This is a genomic window from Novosphingobium anseongense (assembly GCF_037482895.1).
GTDB lineage: Bacteria > Pseudomonadota > Alphaproteobacteria > Sphingomonadales > Sphingomonadaceae > Novosphingobium > Novosphingobium anseongense.
In genome coordinates, this window is record NZ_JBBHJZ010000005.1 from 126,770 (window position 1) to 143,235 (window position 16,466).

General features: G+C 65.6%; 11 protein-coding genes. 4 read left to right on the plus strand and 7 right to left on the minus strand.

All coding sequences use genetic code 11. The features are described from left to right. Positions 1-3: 3 nt before the first annotated feature. The 5 genes from WG901_RS20270 to WG901_RS20290 form a co-directional block, all read right to left on the minus strand. Positions 4-1,008 (minus strand): DUF1611 domain-containing protein, encoded by a 1,005-nt coding sequence (locus WG901_RS20270; RefSeq protein WP_339589122.1) that lies wholly within the window; start codon positions 1,006-1,008, stop codon positions 4-6. A 52-nt stretch (positions 1,009-1,060) separates the two neighbouring features. Then, the gene (locus tag WG901_RS20275; RefSeq protein ID WP_339588943.1) at positions 1,061-3,325 is read right to left on the minus strand and encodes a TonB-dependent receptor; all 2,265 of its coding nucleotides are present in this window, start codon (positions 3,323-3,325) and stop codon (positions 1,061-1,063) included. A 181-nt stretch (positions 3,326-3,506) separates the two neighbouring features. Next, a complete protein-coding gene (locus WG901_RS20280) occupies positions 3,507-4,790 on the minus strand; it encodes a peptide MFS transporter (RefSeq protein WP_339588944.1) in 1,284 nt (427 codons plus the stop codon). Continuing rightward, positions 4,787-5,797: a dipeptide epimerase gene (locus WG901_RS20285; RefSeq protein WP_339588945.1), complete on the minus strand. Its 1,011-nt coding sequence runs from the start codon at positions 5,795-5,797 to the stop codon at positions 4,787-4,789. The genes WG901_RS20280 and WG901_RS20285 overlap by 4 nt, the downstream gene beginning before the upstream one ends. Beyond that, positions 5,797-7,809, minus strand: coding sequence for a serine hydrolase domain-containing protein (locus WG901_RS20290; protein ID WP_339588946.1), 2,013 nt, complete (start codon positions 7,807-7,809; stop codon positions 5,797-5,799). The genes WG901_RS20285 and WG901_RS20290 overlap by 1 nt, the downstream gene beginning before the upstream one ends. Before the next feature lie 125 nt (positions 7,810-7,934). Here WG901_RS20290 and WG901_RS20295 point away from each other — a divergent pair, with 125 nt between their 5' ends. Together WG901_RS20295 and WG901_RS20300 are read left to right on the plus strand one after the other, a co-directional pair. Beyond that, positions 7,935-8,615, plus strand: coding sequence for a helix-turn-helix domain-containing protein (locus WG901_RS20295; RefSeq protein WP_339588947.1), 681 nt, complete (start codon positions 7,935-7,937; stop codon positions 8,613-8,615). Positions 8,616-8,818: 203 nt separating this feature from the next. Beyond that, positions 8,819-11,389: a TonB-dependent receptor gene (locus WG901_RS20300; RefSeq protein ID WP_339588948.1), complete on the plus strand. Its 2,571-nt coding sequence runs from the start codon at positions 8,819-8,821 to the stop codon at positions 11,387-11,389. Positions 11,390-11,511: 122 nt separating this feature from the next. Here WG901_RS20300 and WG901_RS20305 read toward each other — a convergent pair whose 3' ends face one another. Next, positions 11,512-12,411, minus strand: coding sequence for a 3'-5' exonuclease (locus tag WG901_RS20305; protein WP_339588949.1), 900 nt, complete (start codon positions 12,409-12,411; stop codon positions 11,512-11,514). A gap of 151 nt (positions 12,412-12,562) precedes the next feature. Beyond that, positions 12,563-14,068 (minus strand): aldehyde dehydrogenase family protein, encoded by a 1,506-nt coding sequence (locus WG901_RS20310; RefSeq protein ID WP_339588950.1) that lies wholly within the window; start codon positions 14,066-14,068, stop codon positions 12,563-12,565. A 113-nt stretch (positions 14,069-14,181) separates the two neighbouring features. On the opposite strand from WG901_RS20310, the gene WG901_RS20315 reads away from it, so the two are divergent. Together WG901_RS20315 and WG901_RS20320 are read left to right on the plus strand one after the other, a co-directional pair. Next, positions 14,182-14,640 carry a GbsR/MarR family transcriptional regulator gene (locus WG901_RS20315; protein WP_339588951.1) on the plus strand — a complete coding sequence of 153 codons (459 nt, stop codon included), beginning with the start codon at positions 14,182-14,184 and terminating at the stop codon, positions 14,638-14,640. Positions 14,641-15,106: 466 nt separating this feature from the next. After that, entirely contained in the window at positions 15,107-16,453 is a 1,347-nt protein-coding gene (locus tag WG901_RS20320; RefSeq protein ID WP_339589123.1) for a DUF1254 domain-containing protein, read from the plus strand. Positions 16,454-16,466: the final 13 nt, after the last annotated feature.

Below are 16,466 nucleotides of genomic sequence, written 5' to 3' on the forward strand. Positions count from 1 at the left end.
AACTCATCCGGCGCAGGCGTCGAGCAGGCGTTCGAACTCAGCACCGCCGCGCATCGGATCGGCGGCGGGCAGCCCGGTTTGCTGCGCGATCGCGGTGATTTCGGCCGCGGCCTCTGCCGCGGTCATGCCCGCCGTGTTGAGGCTGATGCCCGCGCAGCGGATCGCCGGATTGGTCAAGCGCCCCAGCGCTTCTGTCTGCAAGATGACCGCCTCGATCGTTGGAATACCGAAACCCGGCAGGCCGAGGATAGCCTGGCGGCCCGGCTGGTGGCAAACCACGAAGAGATCGGGCTGGCTGCCGTGGAGCAGGCCCAGCGAGACCGCGGCATAGGCCGGGTGGAACAACGAGCCCTGCCCCTCGATCACGTCGATATGCGCGGGATCGGCAGCCGGGCTCAGCAATTCGGCAGCGCCGGCGACGAAGTCCGCGACGACCGCGTCGATGGGCATGCCGCTGCCCGCGATCATGATGCCGGTCTGGCCCGTCGCGCGGAAAGTCGCGTCGAGCCCGCGCGCTGCGAGGCCGCGCGCGATCGCCAGCGCCGTATATTTCTTGCCGAGCGCGCAGTCGGTGCCGACCGTCAGCAGGCGGCGGCCTGTGCGTGGCTGCCCGGTGGCGACCGGGATACCCTCGGGCGGCGTGCGCACGTCGACCAGGCGGCGGCCCTTGGCCTCGGCGAGCGTTCGCAGCTCGGGATCGGCATTGAGCTTGGCGTGGAGTCCCGCGACAATGTCTAACCCGGCCTCGAGCGCCGCGATCAGGGTCGGCCGCCAGTGCGACGGGATCAAGCCGCCAGGGCTGGCGACGCCGAGCAGCAGCGCACGCGCGCCTTGGGCATAGGCCTCGCCGAGCGTCAGTTCGGGAAGTCCGGTCGAGACTTTCGCGCCCGGAAGCGTCAGTTCACCCACGCAACGATCGGGCGCCCAGTCGCGTAGGCCAAAGGCGGTCTTGGCGAAACCCGGTTCGACCGTATCGCCAAGGAAGAGGAGATAGGGGCCGGGCAGCATCACACTGCCCGGCACATCGACTTCGGGTCCATCGATCAGTCCGGCCCTGGCTTCAGTATTGGGCACTGAGCGAGAGCCCGAAGGTGCGCGGCCGGATCACGCCGGTCGAAAGGGCGCCGCCCGGATTCAACGGCAGGCCGCTCGCGGTCAGCGAACCGGTCGAGGTCTTGCCCTCGGCATCGGTGAGGTTGCGGGCATAGGCCTCGATCGAGAAGCGGCCGAAGTCCACGCCAGCACGCAGGTCGAGCGTGACGTAGGACGGAAGCTGGCGCTGCCGGCCGTTGGCGGTCCGATAGGTCGCATCGAAGCCGCCGCTCTGCTTGGACAGATAGCGCAGCGAACCGCCGATGAAGGCCTTGGTATCGCCGCCTAGGCCCCAGTCGTAGCTCGGGTTCACCGAGACCGCGTACTTCGGGGTGAAGGGAAGCTGATCGCCCTTGCGACCGCCGACCAAGGCCGGCGCATCGCCGGTGAGGCGCGCATCGGTATAGGCGCCGTTGAGCGAGACGACGAAGCCGGCGGTCGGCCGCAAGGTGGCGGTGAATTCGGCGCCGTCGCTCTTGGCGCTCGAGCCGTTGATGTTCACGCCGAAGCCGTTGACGACGGTGAGCAGCTGGATCTTGTTCCAGTCGATATGAAACACCGAGAGGTCGAGCGCGAAGCTGCGGTCGGCGGTCTCACCCTTCACGCCCGCTTCGTAGCTGACCGCCGTATCGGGATCGAAGCTCGCGGGCGTGCCCGCCGGTGCGTTCGGCGCGATCACGTTCGGGCCGCCCGGACGATAGCCCTTGGCGACGCGCGCATAGACCGTCGCGCGATCGGAGAACTTGAGCTTCGGCGCGACCGAATAGGTGAATACGTTGTCCGATGAACGCAGGTTCGAGTTGACCGGAACGTTGCCCGCAAGAACCCCCGCCGCGGCCTGGCTGGCGACCTGGGTGTTGTGGCTGTAGCGCCCGCCGAAGTCGATATCGAACCGCTCACCCAGATGCAGCGTGCCGTTCGCGAAGCCGGCATATTCGCGGTACTTCGACGTGATGTCGACGTGGCCCAGCACGAAGGGAAAGGCGATCGCGGTCGTCGTACCCGGGGTGTAGGCGGCGTAGTCCTGGAGGATCAGCCCCTTCTCGTCGTTGAAGAAGCCGCCGATCAGCCATTCGAACGTGTCGTTCGAATGCGACGACAGCCGGACCTCCTGGGTCCACTTGCGGTTGTTGGTCTTCTGGTTGAGCACGAATTCGTTGGCCGGCGCGCCGAGCAGCGCGCGCACGAGGCCGCTCAGGTTGAAGGTCGCGTCGTCGCGGAAGGACTGCTTCTGCGTGGCATAGCTGGTCGAGCTGGTCAGCGTCGCGAAGCCGAGATCGGCATTGATCGTGGCGTTGTAGACCCGGTAGTCGACATTGGAGAACTCGGGCGAGAACTGCGACTGGGTCTGGCGGCCGTAGAGCGTCGCAAGCGTATTGGGATCGCTTTCCACCGAAGAGGCCGCATTGACGCGAATGTTCTGGAGGAAGGCACTCAGGCGGAGGTCGAAAGCCTCGCTCGGCTTGAACAGCAGCGAGACGCGTCCGCCGTAGCTCTCGGAATCGTTGATGTTGCTCGCAACGTCCGAGGTGATCGGCGTGGTGTACGAGGATCCGCTCGTGCCGATGGAATCGATCCAGCCGCCGTTCTTGTGGTAGAATCCGGCGGCGCGGAGCGCGAGCGTATCGCCCAGCGGCAGGTTGGCCACGGCATTGCCGTGATAGGAGGCCTCGCCCCCGCGCGTGGTCTCGACGGCGGCGCGCACGCGACCCTCGACCTTCCCGAGCACGGGCTCGTTGGTCACGTACTTGATCAGGCCGCCCAGGGTGCTGGCGCCGTAGAGCGTGCCCTGCGGGCCGCGCAGCACTTCGACGCGGGCGATGTCGAAAGTGTCGAAGTCACCGGCAAGGACCGCGCCATTGGCCAGCGCCGTCGACGAACCGAACGGCGTCTCGTCGACGTAAACGCCGACGGTCGAGGCCACGCCGCCGGTGTTGAGGCCACGTAGCACGACGCGTCCCGCACCGGGCGTGGACTGGTTGACCTGCAGGCCCGGCACGTAGCTGAGGAAATCCTGGAAGCTGTTGGCCTGCGAGCGTTCGAGCAGATCGCTCGATACGACCGAGATCGACTGCGGCACGTCGATCAGCGTCTGCTCGCGCTTCTGGGCCGTGACCACGATCACGTCGTTGTCGTCCATGGTGGCCGTGATCGACGATTGCGCGTGCGCGGGAACCGCGGCGATCGCCATGGCTCCAGCGGAAATCAGCAGAGTGCTGCGAAATAGTCTCATTTTATAATTCCTCCCGAAAATCGGTCCCATCGGGGACGTAAGGCGCCAGGCAGGTCCGCTCGGTTCCGGGTCGAGAAGCGATCGCTTCGTTGCCGCGGGCCGGAGAGGCCTTCCCCCTCCCGGAACGCCATTTCGATATTTTTATCCTGATAAGGACAATATTGTCTTTGTAAGAAAACTGTCAATCCATTTCAGCGTCGATGCGCCTGTAGTGCTCGACCGCCTCTGTCGGCGCGCTCAGCAGCCGCAGGAGCAGTGATGCCAGCACCGCCAGGACCGCCAGCAGCACGAAGAAGGCCGCGTGATCGAGCCCGCTCCACAGCGCCCCGACCAGCCCGGCGCTGAGGCTGCCGGTGAAGGTGATCAGGAACCAGGCCGCCACCGTCGTTGCGCCCAGACTGAGCGGCGCGAGCCGTGCGAAGAGCCCAAGCCCCGTCGGCAGAATGAACAGTTCACCGAAGGTGAAGAACAGGAAGAACAACGCCAGCCACAGCCAGTTCGCGCGACCGTCGCCGGTGGCCCAGGCTATCGCGGCGAGCATCAGGTAGGCCGCCGCGACGATCAGCGCGCCGGTGGCCATGCGCCGGAGCGGCGCGGCGTCCTGGCCGGCCTCGGCCCGCCCACGCCAATAGCGCAGCAGCGGCGGCGTCAGCAGCATGACGAACAGCGGGTTCAGCGATTGGAACCAGGTCATCGGAATGGTGAAACCACCGGCGGCGCGGTCGATCCCGCTATCGGCCCAGAGCGCGACGGTATTGCCGACCTGCTCGTAGGCCGAACGGAACAGCGTCACCGCGACACCGATGCTGAACAGCAGCGCCAGGATGCGCGGGGTAAAGGCCGGCCCCCGCGGCGCGGCGGCCGGATCGATCGTCCGCGGCCGCTCGGGCGGCAGGTAGCGCTGGCCCGAGAGATAGATGACGAGGCCCACGGCCATGCCAATCCCGGCGATGCCGAAGCCGTAGTGCCAGCCATAGAGTTCGCCCACGGTCCCGCAGATCAGCGGCGCCAGGAATCCGCCGATGTTGATGCCGACGTAATAGACGTTGTAGGCCCAGCCGCGCCGGGGGTCCTGCGGCTGGTAGAGATCGCCGACCTGGCTCGGCAGGCTCGGCAGGAACAGGCCGTTGCCCAGCGCGATCGTGATCAGCGCCACGTAGAACAGCGGCTCGAAGGTCATCATGAAATGGCCGACGCACATCACGCTCGCGCCGACCATGATCGCGCGGCGCTTGCCGAGCAGGCGATCGGCGATCAGGCCGCCGAAAATCGGGGTGAAATAGGCACCGGCCGTATAGGCACCGTAGATGAACGACGAGGTGCCCTGCCCGAGCAACAGCTCCTTGGTCATGTAATAGACCAGTAGCGCGCGCATGCCGTAGTACGAGAACTGCTCCCACATGTTGGTGAGGAACAGCACGGTCAGCCCGCGCGGCTGGCCGAACCAGGTTTTCTCGTCGGTCATGCGGCGACGGGCACGCCCGAACCCCAGACTTCGGGCCCGGCCCAGATATCGCCCTGGGCATAGGTCACGCTCGGTTGGCGATCCTGCGCGAGGAAGGTGGGCCCGTCGAGATCGACGACGTCGCAGAGCTGGCCGAGCACGAAGCCGGGCGCCATGGCCAGGCTCGTGCCGACCATGTTGCCGACCATGACCTCTAGCCCGAGTTCGCGCGCCTTCGCGGCCATCAGCAGCCCCTCGGTCAGACCACCGCACTTGTCGAGCTTGATGTTGACCACCTGGAAGCGCCCGACCGCACCGTCGAGATCGGCGAGCGACAGCAGGCTCTCGTCGCCGGCGATCGGGATCGGCGAGACAAAGCCGTCGAGATCGGCCTCGCATCCGCGCGCCAGCGGTTGCTCGATCAGCGAGACGCGCTCGGCGACCATGGCCTCCACGAGCGCCGGCAGGTCGGCGATCGTGAAACCCTGGTTGCCGTCGACGCCCAGCCAGACATCGGGCCGTGCGGCGCGGATCGCCCGGACACGCGCCACGTCGAGATCGAGTTCGCCGGTCAGCTTGATCTTGATCGCCTTGGCGCCGGCATAGCCGGTCGCGCCGCGCGCCATGACCTCGGGCGCGTCCGCACCCAAGGTGAAGGTCGTGCGCAGCGCGCGCGGCGTCGCCTGGCCGGCAAGTTGCCAGACAGGCAGGCCGGCGCGGTTCGCCTCAAGCTCCCACAGCGCGCAGTCGACTGCGTTGCGCGCGCCGCCTGGCGGCATGATCGCACGCAGTTCCTCGCGGCTCGCGCCGATCTCGATCGCGCCGCGCGCCGCCTCGACCGCCGCGAGCATATGCGGCACGTCGTCGCCTAGGAAGAAGACGCCGCCACCCTCGCCGCGCCCCTGGTGCGTGCCGTCGTCAAGCGTGACGACGATCACGTCCGAACTCTCGAACACGTGGCCCGCGATCCGGAACGGCTGCGCCAGCCGCAAGGTCTCGGTGGCGACGGTAAGCTTGAGCTGGCCCATCAGTAGGCGACCGTCATCGCGAGAAGACCGAAGGTCACCGCGAAGTAGAGCACCATCAGCGCGGCGAGCACGAGCAGCACGCTCCACAGCTTGCCCGTCCACTTGCGCCCGCCCGTCCAGGCGGCCCAGGCGTTCCAGCCGGCGATCGGCAGCGCGCCGACGAAGACCACGGCGCCGAGCACCTGCAGCAGCCACAGCCATGGATCGAGCCCGCCCGCAAGCGCGCTCGGGCTCTGCATCAGCATCGAGAAGGCTGCAACCCAGCCGCCCAGCACGGCGAGCGTCGCGCCGGCCATCACGCGGACGGCGCGATAGGCCTTGAGCGCCGAGCCTTCGAGCCCGAGTTCGGCCTTGTAGCGGCGGCGCTGGAACCAACCCCAGGGCCAGGCGATCAGGGTCAGCGCGAGCACGCCCAAGCTCGCGTAGAGCGCAGGCAGGATCCAGGCGCTCGATCGGCTGGTCGGCACGCGATCGAACACTTCGAACGGCGAGAAGAAGTCCATCGACCAGCGCACGACCTGGCCGTTCTCGACCTTGGCGGCGAGGCGATCGTGGCCGAACTTGTCGCGCCAGACGAAGGGCGCGATCTCGACCCATTCGCGCGGACGATCGTTGGCGCCCTTGAGACCGGGGATCACCAGTTCGCCCTTCTCGTTCACCGCGACCTTGAACTGGCCGAGCAGGTTGATCACCGAGAAGTAGTTGGTTTCCCACCGCCGGCTCGCGTCCCACATGCCGACCATCATCTGCGCGTGCTGCTTGGCGGTCTTGGCGTCGACGCGGCCGTCGGGCGGGCTCTGGTCGGGGAAGTAGCGATCGGCGAAATCCATGAACAGCGCGTTGCGCAAGTCGCCCGCGGCGCCCTGGTTGCCGGCGCTGTTGAACGAGACGTAGAAGCCGACACCGTCCTTCATGAACAGGTGCAGCGAGGTGTGGAAGGCCTCGAGATCGCCGAGATGGGCGATGACTTCGCGGCCGTTCACGTTGGTCTCGAAGAAGCCCAGTTCCATGCGGTTGAGTGGCGGCACCAGCGAGAGGGGATCGACCTTCGCGAGCGGGCTGTCGTGCATCATGTCGGCGGTTTCGGGCCGGAGAATCTGCTGGCCGTCGATCTCGCCGCGCTGCAGGTGCGCGATCATGAAGCGGCCCATGTCGGTACCCGAAGCCGAGAGCGAACCCGCAGGCCAGGGGCCGACGATCTCGAAGCCTTCGTTGACCTTGCCGCCCGGCTTATAGCCGACCGACATGTCGGTCGCGATCGCCGCGGGCAGCGGCTGGCGCATCGACGAATGACGCATTCCAAGCGCACCCAGGACGTGCCGGTCGGTATAGGTCGCGAACTCCTCGCCCGAGGTGCGCTGGACGATATAGGCCGCGAGCGTCGTGCCCCAGTTCGAATAGGCGGGGGTCGAGCCGGGCACGAAGATCTGCTTGGGCACCGCGCGCTTGAGATAGTCCCCGAGCGCCAAGTCCCACTTCTTGTCGAAATAGATGATGCCCTTGCCCGTTTCCTCGAAACCGCCGGTGTGCGTCATGAGCTGGCGCATGGTCACGGGCTTGCCGTGCTCGGCGGGGATCTTGAAGTCGAGGTAGGCGTTGACGTCGCGGTCGAGGTCGATCTTGCCCTGCTCGACCTGCTGCATCACCGCGGTCCAGGTGATCAGCTTCGAAACCGAACCCGGGCGAAACAAGGTACGCGTGGGGTCGACGGGCTTGCGCTTGGCGACGTCGGCATAGCCGAAGCCGCGCGCGGTCAGGATCTTGCCGTCCTTGACGACGGTGACCACCGCGCCGGGGATATCGCCGCTGCGCAGCGCGAAAGGCATGTAGCCGTCGAGCCAGGTATCGACGTCGGCCTTGGTCAGAACCGCAGTTGCCGGCGGGGCCGTCGGCGCGGCGAGATCGCCTTGTGGCGCGGCCGCCTGCGGCAGGCTGGGTGCCTGACCCTGGAGAGCGACGGCGCCGCCAAGCAGCAAGAGTCCGCCGAAGAGCGCTGCACGCCAAGGTCGCATGGGAGATCCTCCTGATGGTCCGTCGGGTTGCCCTGGCTCGATTGAACCAATAGACTGGCACCCATATTCTGATTAGGACAATCTTATCCTGATTGGAAAATCAGTCAATATCGAAGGAATCGTGCATGTCCGCCTCCGCTCCTACGCTCGGCGCCCTGCTTCGCGGGCTGCGCAGCCGCGAGGGCTGGACGCTCAAGCAGATGAGCGAAAAATCGGGAATCCCCGTGTCGACGCTGTCGAAGGTCGAGCACGATCGCCTCACCCTGACCTATGACAAGCTCTACCAGCTCAGTCAGCGCCTCGGCCTGCGCATGTCGGAGCTGTTCGCCGAGCCCGGCGACGAGACCGTGCCGCAGGTGACCGCGCGCCGCAGCCTGGGCGACATGGACCACGCGCTTCGCGTCGAGACGCCCAACTACGACTACTACTATCTCTGCACCGAGCTGCGCCGGAAGCGGATGATCCCCGCGATCACCAAGATCCGTGCCAAGACGCTCAAGGAATTCGGTGATCTCGTGCGCCACGCCGGCGAGGAATTCATCTACGTGCTGCGCGGTCGCGTCGTCGTCGTTACCGAGTTCTACGACGCGGTCGAACTGGCCGAGGGCGAGTCGATCTATATCGATTCGAGCATGGGCCACGCTTATCTGGCGGCCGAAGGCTGCGACGAGGCCGAGGTCCTTGGTGTCATGTCGAGCAGCGACGCCGAACTGCTCGACTCGCTGCTCAACATCCACGAGGAGCAACTGGGCGGCGTGCCGGACGAGAAAGGCTCGGCCCGCGCCCGCGCGCTTCCCCGCCTTTGACGGCCTGAGCATCGGCGCGCCCGATCCATCGTCGCGCTGAGATTGCGAGCGGCCATGGCGCGCCGGGATTTGGCGCCGGCGCTTTCGGCTATCTCACTGAAATATTATCGTCATCCTTGTTAAATCAAACCGCCATGCTGGGTGTCTAACCGCCCCTCGACAGCGCGCGATCAAGCGCGCAGCCAAGGGTAGGAACGAGATTCATGAGGGTTATTCGATCGGCCGCCGAGGTCGTGCGCTGCGCCATGCTGGCAGGTACCGCGCTTTCGCTATGCGCTGCAGCCGCAGCACACGCGGAAGAGGCCGAGGCTGCTGACGCGGCGGAGGCGGAAAGCGGCGATCTGGGCTCGATCATCGTAACCGGCGCCAAGACGACGCGCTCGGCTACGGCGATCCCGCAAAGCGAAATCCAGAAGATCCTGCCTGGCGTTTCGCCGCTCAAGGCGATCCAGACCCTGCCCGGCGTGCTCTACATCACCGCCGATCCCTGGGGTAACAACGAGCAGAACGCGCAGACCTACATCCACGGGTTCGACCGCAGCCAACTTGGCTACACGTTCGACGGCCTGCCGCTGGGTGACCAGAGCTACGGCAACTACAACGGCCTCGCGCCGCAGCGCGCTGTCATCTCGGAAAATGTCGCGCGCGTCGTCGTCGCGACCGGCGCCGGCGATCTCGCCACGCCGTCGAACAGCAACCTCGGCGGCACGGTCGAGACCTTCTCCTCCGATCCACTCAGTGAACTGGGCATCCAGGCGGCCCAGACCATCGGCAGCTACAGCACTTCGCGCACGTTCGTGCGCATCGACACCGGTGAATTCGGCCAGGGCAATTCGGCCTATATCTCGGGCGCGCGACAGCGCGCTCGCGCCTGGGACTTCAACGGCATCCAGAGCGGCTGGCAGGCCAACGCCAAGTTCGTCCACGAGGACGACGGCGGCAAGATCACGGTCTATTTCGACTACAACGACATGAAGCAGCCGAACGAGGACGCGACCGTCTTCTTCGTGCCTTCCGCGGGCGGCACCGCCACCCCGGCGCAGCTCTACACGCCCTATACCAAGCCGTTCTTCTTCCCCGATTTCAACGGCTACCGCACCACCTACATGACCGCGCTGGGCAATTCGCCGGCGGCCGAGGGCAGCAATTACCGCAACTACTACTCGGACGCGCAGCGCACCGACAATCTGGGCTATGCCCGCTTCGACGCGAACCTGTCCGACAAGGTCACCTGGTCGAACACCGCCTATATCCACCACAACGACGGCGTCGGCGTGGTCGCGGGTCCGCTCGGCCAGTCGATCACCGTGGCCCAGGCCTATCTCGACCCCGCCTATGCAAGCCTTCCGGCCAACTGCCGGTTCGGCGGCAACGGCAACGGCATCCGCCCGGCGGCCTGCACCGCGCTGACCGATGCCCAAGCGGCTGCAGCCGGCGCCGCGCTGGTGACCGCGACGGGCGGCTCGGGCATGATCACCCGCACCACCGAATACCGCATCGATCGCGGCGGCCTGATTTCGAACTTCGACATCGAGCTGGGCAACCACAAGATCGCGCTGGGCGGCTGGTACGAATACAACAGCACCACCCAATGGCGCCGCTGGTATGCGGTCCCCGTGGCTGATCCTTCGCTGAGCACGCCCTACATTCGCCCGCTCAGCGTGCTGCAACCGTTGTTCACCCAGTACCAGGGCGAGGCGCGGATCGAGCAGCTGCAGCTCCACATCCAGGACACCTGGCAGGCCACCGAAAAACTGCTGATCCAGGCCGGCTTCAAGACCAGCGCCCAGTGGGCCACCGGCCGCTACCCGATCCAGCCGCGCGTGGGTTCGCTCGGCGGCACCACGGCCCTGCCCCAAGGCAAGATCAACACGCAGGAAAGGTTCCTGCCGGCCTTCGGCGCGACCTATGACTTCAACGGCCACGAACAGGTCTATTTCAACGTCCAGAAGAACCTGCGCCAGTATTCGGCCTATCTCGCGGGCGGTGGCGGTCCCTGGTTCACGGGTAGCCAGGCCGCGTTCGACGCCTTCGCCGACCAGGGCAAGCCCGAGACGAGCTGGACCTACGAGGCCGGTTTGCGCACCAACCGCAACTTCGGCGACATTGGCCTGCAGGCGCAGATCAACTACTACCACGTCGAGTTCAACAACCGCCTGCTGGCGATCCCGACCAACCCCGGCGGCATTGCCGGCAGCGGCATCACCGGCGGCACCTCGACCCTGGTCAACGTCGGCAACGTAAAGACCGATGGCGTCGACGCGGCCTTCACCTTGCGCTTCGGTCGGACCTTCTCGCTCTACAACGCGATCTCGTACAACCTGTCGAAGTACCAGAACGACTACACCTCGACCGCGCTGGGCATCGGCGCGGCCAGCGACACCTGCATCGGCGGCTTCGTCGTTACGGGCGGCATCGTGCCAACCTGCGGCAAGCAGCTCCCGGGCACGCCGAAGTGGATGAACAAGACGGTAGCGACGCTCAACGTCGGGCCGTTCGAGGCGCAGGTGATCGGCGACTACGTCGGCCGCCGCTTCGCCACGTTCACCAACGACACCAGCGTCAAGTCCTACTTCCTGACCTCGCTGCGTCTCGCCGCGAAGGTTCCCGAAGGCACGCTGCCGCTGCGCAAGGTGGAGCTCGCGCTCAACGTCACCAACCTCGGCGACAAGAAGGGCGTGTCGACGCTCTCGATCGGTTCGGCCACCAACAGCTACTCGGCCTATCCGATCGCCCCGCGCCAGTGGTTCCTGACCTTGTCGGCGGCCTACTGACCTGAACAGCCTCTGCCGGTGACGGTGCGATCCCGCGCGGTCTCCGGCTTGGAGCGTACTGTATCGGGCAATCGCAGCGGGCAGATGGCTGCGTTGGTGCTAATCCATCTCAGGCGGCCGTCTCATCGGCCCGTGCTGCGCGGGTCGAGATCGAGCCTTTTCGTCAGTTCTTCCTCGGAGACGATCTCGATGCTGCCGCCGGCCTGCTGAAGCTCGAGAGCCCGCCGATAAGGCGCACTGGCGTGAAAGTATCGACCGAATGGCTGATCCGAGCTCACGACCAGCATAGTCGAAGTCGTCCCGACAGATGCGACCACCCTGGCGCCCCTAGCGGAAAGCCAATGCCCAAGCGCCCCATCGCGTGCAGCACCGAGGATCGCTATCCGCTGGCCCTTGAGTGGCCCCTCCGTCGCGGGCTTCGGTGCCTTCCCTCCACGCGGATTGGCAGGCTTGAGCCAGTCGGCAAGAGGAATCCCGGTATGGTCGATGGCCTTGACCACGACGTAGCCAGCCGCACGCGCGTCGCTGAGAGCATCGTGATGCTTGTGTTTGATGCCGAGATACCGGCTCAGGACATTGAGCTTGTGGCTCGACAGTTGGGGCCACGCCCGCTTGGCCACCCGCACGCTATCGAGCCACGTCGTCTCGACCACGTCGCGGCCATGGACGCGGCACGCAGCGCCAAGCGCGCCCTTGTCGAAGTATGAATGCGCGACGGTCACCCGGCCACCGAGGTGGCGATTCACGATCGCGTGAACGTCTCCAAAGGTCGGCTTCCCAGCTACATGGTCTTCCGTGATCCCATGGATCCTCGTGTTGAATGACGAGAAGTGATCGAGCGGATCGACCAGCGTTTCGAAATCGAAGACCTCTCTTCCATCCCGAAAACCAACGATGCCGATCTGGCAAATGCTGCTAACTCTCGAGCAAGCCGTCTCGACGTCGACCACTACGAAATCGAGTTCTGTTGCGTCGCCGGGCGCGGCCAAGGAAATCGACCGCTCTAGTTCAATGATCTCCATCGCCGAGAACATATCATGTCCGCGAGGAGGCAGCCAAGCGTCGATCGCTCGAGCCGCCGCGTGACACGGGATGGTGCGGCGATAGAGTGCGAAAAGCGCCGGTGCGGATGATCAGCCCGCGCCGGCGCAGCGTCGTAGTGGTGAAATTCGGCTATTCGCGCCAGGCGACGATCTTGGTTTCGAGATATTCCTCGATCCCCTCGACGCCCCAAGCTCGCCCAACGCCCGAGTGCTTGTAGCCACCGAACGGCAGGTCGCCGTTGATCGGTGCACCGCCGTTCACGCCGATCGTACCGGTGCGGACGCGGTTGGCCACACGCATCGCGCGGTCGTGGGTACCCCAGACACCGCCCGAAAGGCCATAGACGCTATCGTTCGCGATCCGGATCGCATCGTCGTCGTCGTCATAGGGAATGACGACCAGGACCGGGCCGAAGATCTCTTCCTGCGCGATGCGCATGTCGTTCGTGACGTCGACGAAGCAGGTCGGCTCGACAAACCAGCCCTCTCCTTTGTCCGGACGGAGCGCGCCGCCCGCGAGCAAGGTGGCACCCTCCTCGACGCCCAGGTCGATATAGGCCTTGACCCGCTCCATCTGCTTCTTCGAAACGACCGGACCCATCGCGCAGTTCGGATCGTCGAAGTGCCCCCACTTTTCGGCATGGGCGTCGTACGCGGCCTGGAGGATGGTTTTGGCTTCGTCATAGCGTGAGCGCGGGACGAGCAGACGGCTCTGCACCGCGCAGCCCTGGCCAGCGTGGAAAACGAGGATCGACTGCGCGACGACCTGGGCGAAGTTCTCGGCATCGTCGAGAACGATGCAAGCCGACTTTCCGCCCAGTTCGAGAAACATGCGCTTCATCGTCTCGGCGCCCTGACGCATGATGTGCTTGCCGATCTGAGTCGAGCCCGTGAAGGTCACGAGGTCGACGCGCGGATCGGTGACGAGCATCTCGCCGGCCATGGCAGGATCGGAGCCGGTGATCACGTTGAGTACGCCCGCGGGAAAGCCAGCCTCGGCGGCCAACTCTCCGAAAATCACCCCGGCCAGCGGCGTGTCGGGTGCGGGCTTGAGGATCACCGTGCAGCCCGCAAGCAGCGCCGAGACGACTTTCTCCGCGTTGACGTAGAGCGGAAAGTTCCACGGCGTGATCGCCGCGACCACGCCAATCGGCTCATAGACAGCCTTGCGGTGCGACACGTAGCCCCCGCCGGCATCATGTGTGCCGTAGTCCTTCTCGCGCTGCAGGCGCGGATAGACGTCCATCAGCGCCTTCCAGCTCCCCAGGCAGTTGGCCACCTGCGCGCGGTTCACCGCGACAAGTGGCGCCCCGACTTCGTGGCGAGCGATCGCAACCAGCTTGTCGATGTTGGCCTCGAATAGCGCATGCAGCTTCTGGACCAAGGCGAAGCGCTTCTCGTGATTGGTCGACCAGTCGGTTTCGTCGAAGGCACGGCGCGCGGCGGCGATCGCCGCCTCCACATCGGCGACCGAGGCGTCGGCGGCAACGCCGACGACCCGGCCAGTCCAGGGACCGATATTGTCGTAGGTCTTCCCACTTTCCGCGCGGCGCAACACGCCATCGATGAAGAGCTTCCCCTCGGGCAGGATCGTTGCGTTTTCGGCTTGGGGCGGGATTTGCGTCTGCGTGATCATGGGCTTCCTCAAAGTTATGCCGGTCGCCGGGCGCCGGTGTTGCATCCTCGTGAAACCAGCGCCTAAGCTGGCCTCACCTTGACGTAATCCGGAATATCCAGTAAATAATGGAAATGTCAACAAGCCACCTTTCGACAGAGCAGACCCGCTTCATCGACGACCTCGCTGGCCTGCTCGGCGCGTGGAACATGCCGACCAACGCGGCGCGGCTTTACGGCTATCTCCAGCTCATGAACGCACCGGTCAGCCTCGAGGAAATCGCCCGCGACCTGCAGATCAGCCGAAGCCATGCGCACACGGCCGCGCGCGTCCTGGAAAGCCACGGCAATGCAAGGGGGGTCCCCAGTCGCGGCAGTCGTCGTATCCTCTATGTATGCGGCGAGGATCCGGGCGCGCCGCTCCGGCCGCAGGTCGCGACTTTGGAGCGGATGTCCCAGCTCATCGCGAGACGCGGCCCAGACGTCGCCAAGGACGAGGCTGCGGCGAGGCTCGCTCGGCTTGCGTCGTTTCACCACGAGTTGCACGAGGCCATGGGTGTCGTCGTGCGGTCCGAAAGCGATCTGAACACCTGAACCGAGGCAGATTGTGGAAGCTCAGATGCGATCGCTCACGTCCGCTATCTTTTCGGGATCCGCCCTGCCAGCCGCGCGCTAAAATACGCGGACGCGCAGTCGTAGAATCTCGGGGAGCTTTCGGGAGCATGGGGGCGTGCGAAAGGTCGTGCTAGGCTGACATGCAAAGGCCTAAGGCGGGGCCAGCAAGGCCGCGATGTCCACTTTGGTGGTTGACCAGATCGCTTCGCCCGCCCAATTTGCGGCTTCAGCTACCCGACCACGGGAGCGTCGCCTGCAATGATCCCGCGGCCGCTCCTGCAATACGCCTCTTGGATCCTTGCCGGCGTCTTCGTCCGGCACAGGCTAATCGCCGCTGCCGCACTCCGACAGCTTCCACGAGGTTACCGTGACGTCCACTCCGCGTTCTTCCCGGCTTTCGGCGCTCGCCGCTGCTTGCGCCCTGATTCTCACCCCGTCGTTGTCCATGGGTGCGGCGCCACCAAGCCCCACTCCGAAACCGGTCGAAACGCGAGAAGTTGAAATCGCGCGCGAAGCCTATGCCTTTCTCTATCCGCTGGTGATCATGGACGTGACCCGACGGCAGGCGCTGCAACGCGGCGGATCGGGCCTGGCGGCCCCCGTCAATACGTTTCATCACAGCCCGGCCTTCCCACGCGGCGATTTCAAGGCGGTGGTCCGGCCGAATTTCGATACGCTCTATTCTTCGGCCTGGCTCGATCTCGGCAACGGGCCGGTCCTATTGTCGATCGGTGACACCAAGAACCGGTACTACATGCTGCCGCTTTACGATGCCTGGACCGATACCTTCGCGATACCCGGCAGTGAGACGCTGCCCGCGGGCAAGACAGCCAAGTTTGCGATCACCGGTCCTGGGTGGCAGGGAATCTTGCCGGCTGGCGTCGAGCGGGTCGATGCGCCGACCCGCTTCGTCTGGATCATAGGCCGCATTCAGACGAACGGCGTGTCCGACTATCCCGTCGTCCATGAGATCCAGAAGGCGCTCACGCTGGCGCCGCTCGACCCGGCCAAACCGGCACCGTTGGCGAGCGATGCGTCCGTCGATCTCACCCTGCCCCCGGTCGCGCTCGTCAACCGCCTGAGCGCGACAGAGTTCTATGAGACGGCCCTGCGCCTGATGGTCGACAATCCACCGCACCTCGTCGACCAGGCCCAGGTAGCGCGCCTCGGACTGATCGGCCTCCGTGCCGCGCGCGACTTCCGCTTCGCCGGCCTGTCATCCGCCGCGCAAGCCGCACTCGCCGATGCCAAGACCCAAGGGCCGGCGCGCATTCTCCGCTATGCCGGACGCAACGGTCAGCAGCGCAACGGCTGGCGGCTCAACACGCTTTCGGTTGGGACATATGGCGCGGACTACGATCAGCGCGCGGCCGTGGCGCTGGTGGGTCTCGGCGCGAACCGCCCGACGGACTCGATCTATCCGAGCACCAGCGTCGATCGCGACGGCAAGGCGCTGAGCGGCCAGGAGCGCTATGTCGTGCGTTTCAAGGCGGGCGAACTGCCGCCAGCACGCGCGTTCTGGTCGCTCACCGCCTATACGCCCGAAGGCTATACCGAGCCCAATGCGATCGATCGCTACGCGGTCGGCGATCGCGATGCCTTGTCGTTCAATCCCGACGGCTCGCTCGACCTCCTGCTTCAGAACGATGATCCTGGCGCAGATCGACGCGCCAACTGGCTGCCGGTTCCCCGTGGACCTTTCAATCTCAGCTTGCGGATCTACCGCCCCGCACCTTCAGCGCTCGAGGGCGACTGGCAACCGCCGGTGATCGAGCGCACCACCCAGAAATAGCGAAACGCGAAGC

Coding starts and splice junctions, on each gene's coding strand:
- WG901_RS20270 (WP_339589122.1), bottom strand. CDS start 1,008: ATGCTGCCCGGCCCCTATCTCCTCTTCCTTGGCGATACGGTCGAACCG.
- WG901_RS20295 (WP_339588947.1), top strand. CDS start 7,935: ATGTCCGCCTCCGCTCCTACGCTCGGCGCCCTGCTTCGCGGGCTGCGC.
- WG901_RS20280 (WP_339588944.1), bottom strand. CDS start 4,790: ATGACCGACGAGAAAACCTGGTTCGGCCAGCCGCGCGGGCTGACCGTG.
- WG901_RS20285 (WP_339588945.1), bottom strand. CDS start 5,797: ATGGGCCAGCTCAAGCTTACCGTCGCCACCGAGACCTTGCGGCTGGCG.
- WG901_RS20320 (WP_339589123.1), top strand. CDS start 15,107: ATGGGTGCGGCGCCACCAAGCCCCACTCCGAAACCGGTCGAAACGCGA.
- WG901_RS20305 (WP_339588949.1), bottom strand. CDS start 12,411: ATGGAGATCATTGAACTAGAGCGGTCGATTTCCTTGGCCGCGCCCGGC.
- WG901_RS20275 (WP_339588943.1), bottom strand. CDS start 3,325: ATGAGACTATTTCGCAGCACTCTGCTGATTTCCGCTGGAGCCATGGCG.
- WG901_RS20315 (WP_339588951.1), top strand. CDS start 14,182: ATGTCAACAAGCCACCTTTCGACAGAGCAGACCCGCTTCATCGACGAC.
- WG901_RS20310 (WP_339588950.1), bottom strand. CDS start 14,068: ATGATCACGCAGACGCAAATCCCGCCCCAAGCCGAAAACGCAACGATC.
- WG901_RS20290 (WP_339588946.1), bottom strand. CDS start 7,809: ATGCGACCTTGGCGTGCAGCGCTCTTCGGCGGACTCTTGCTGCTTGGC.
- WG901_RS20300 (WP_339588948.1), top strand. CDS start 8,819: ATGAGGGTTATTCGATCGGCCGCCGAGGTCGTGCGCTGCGCCATGCTG.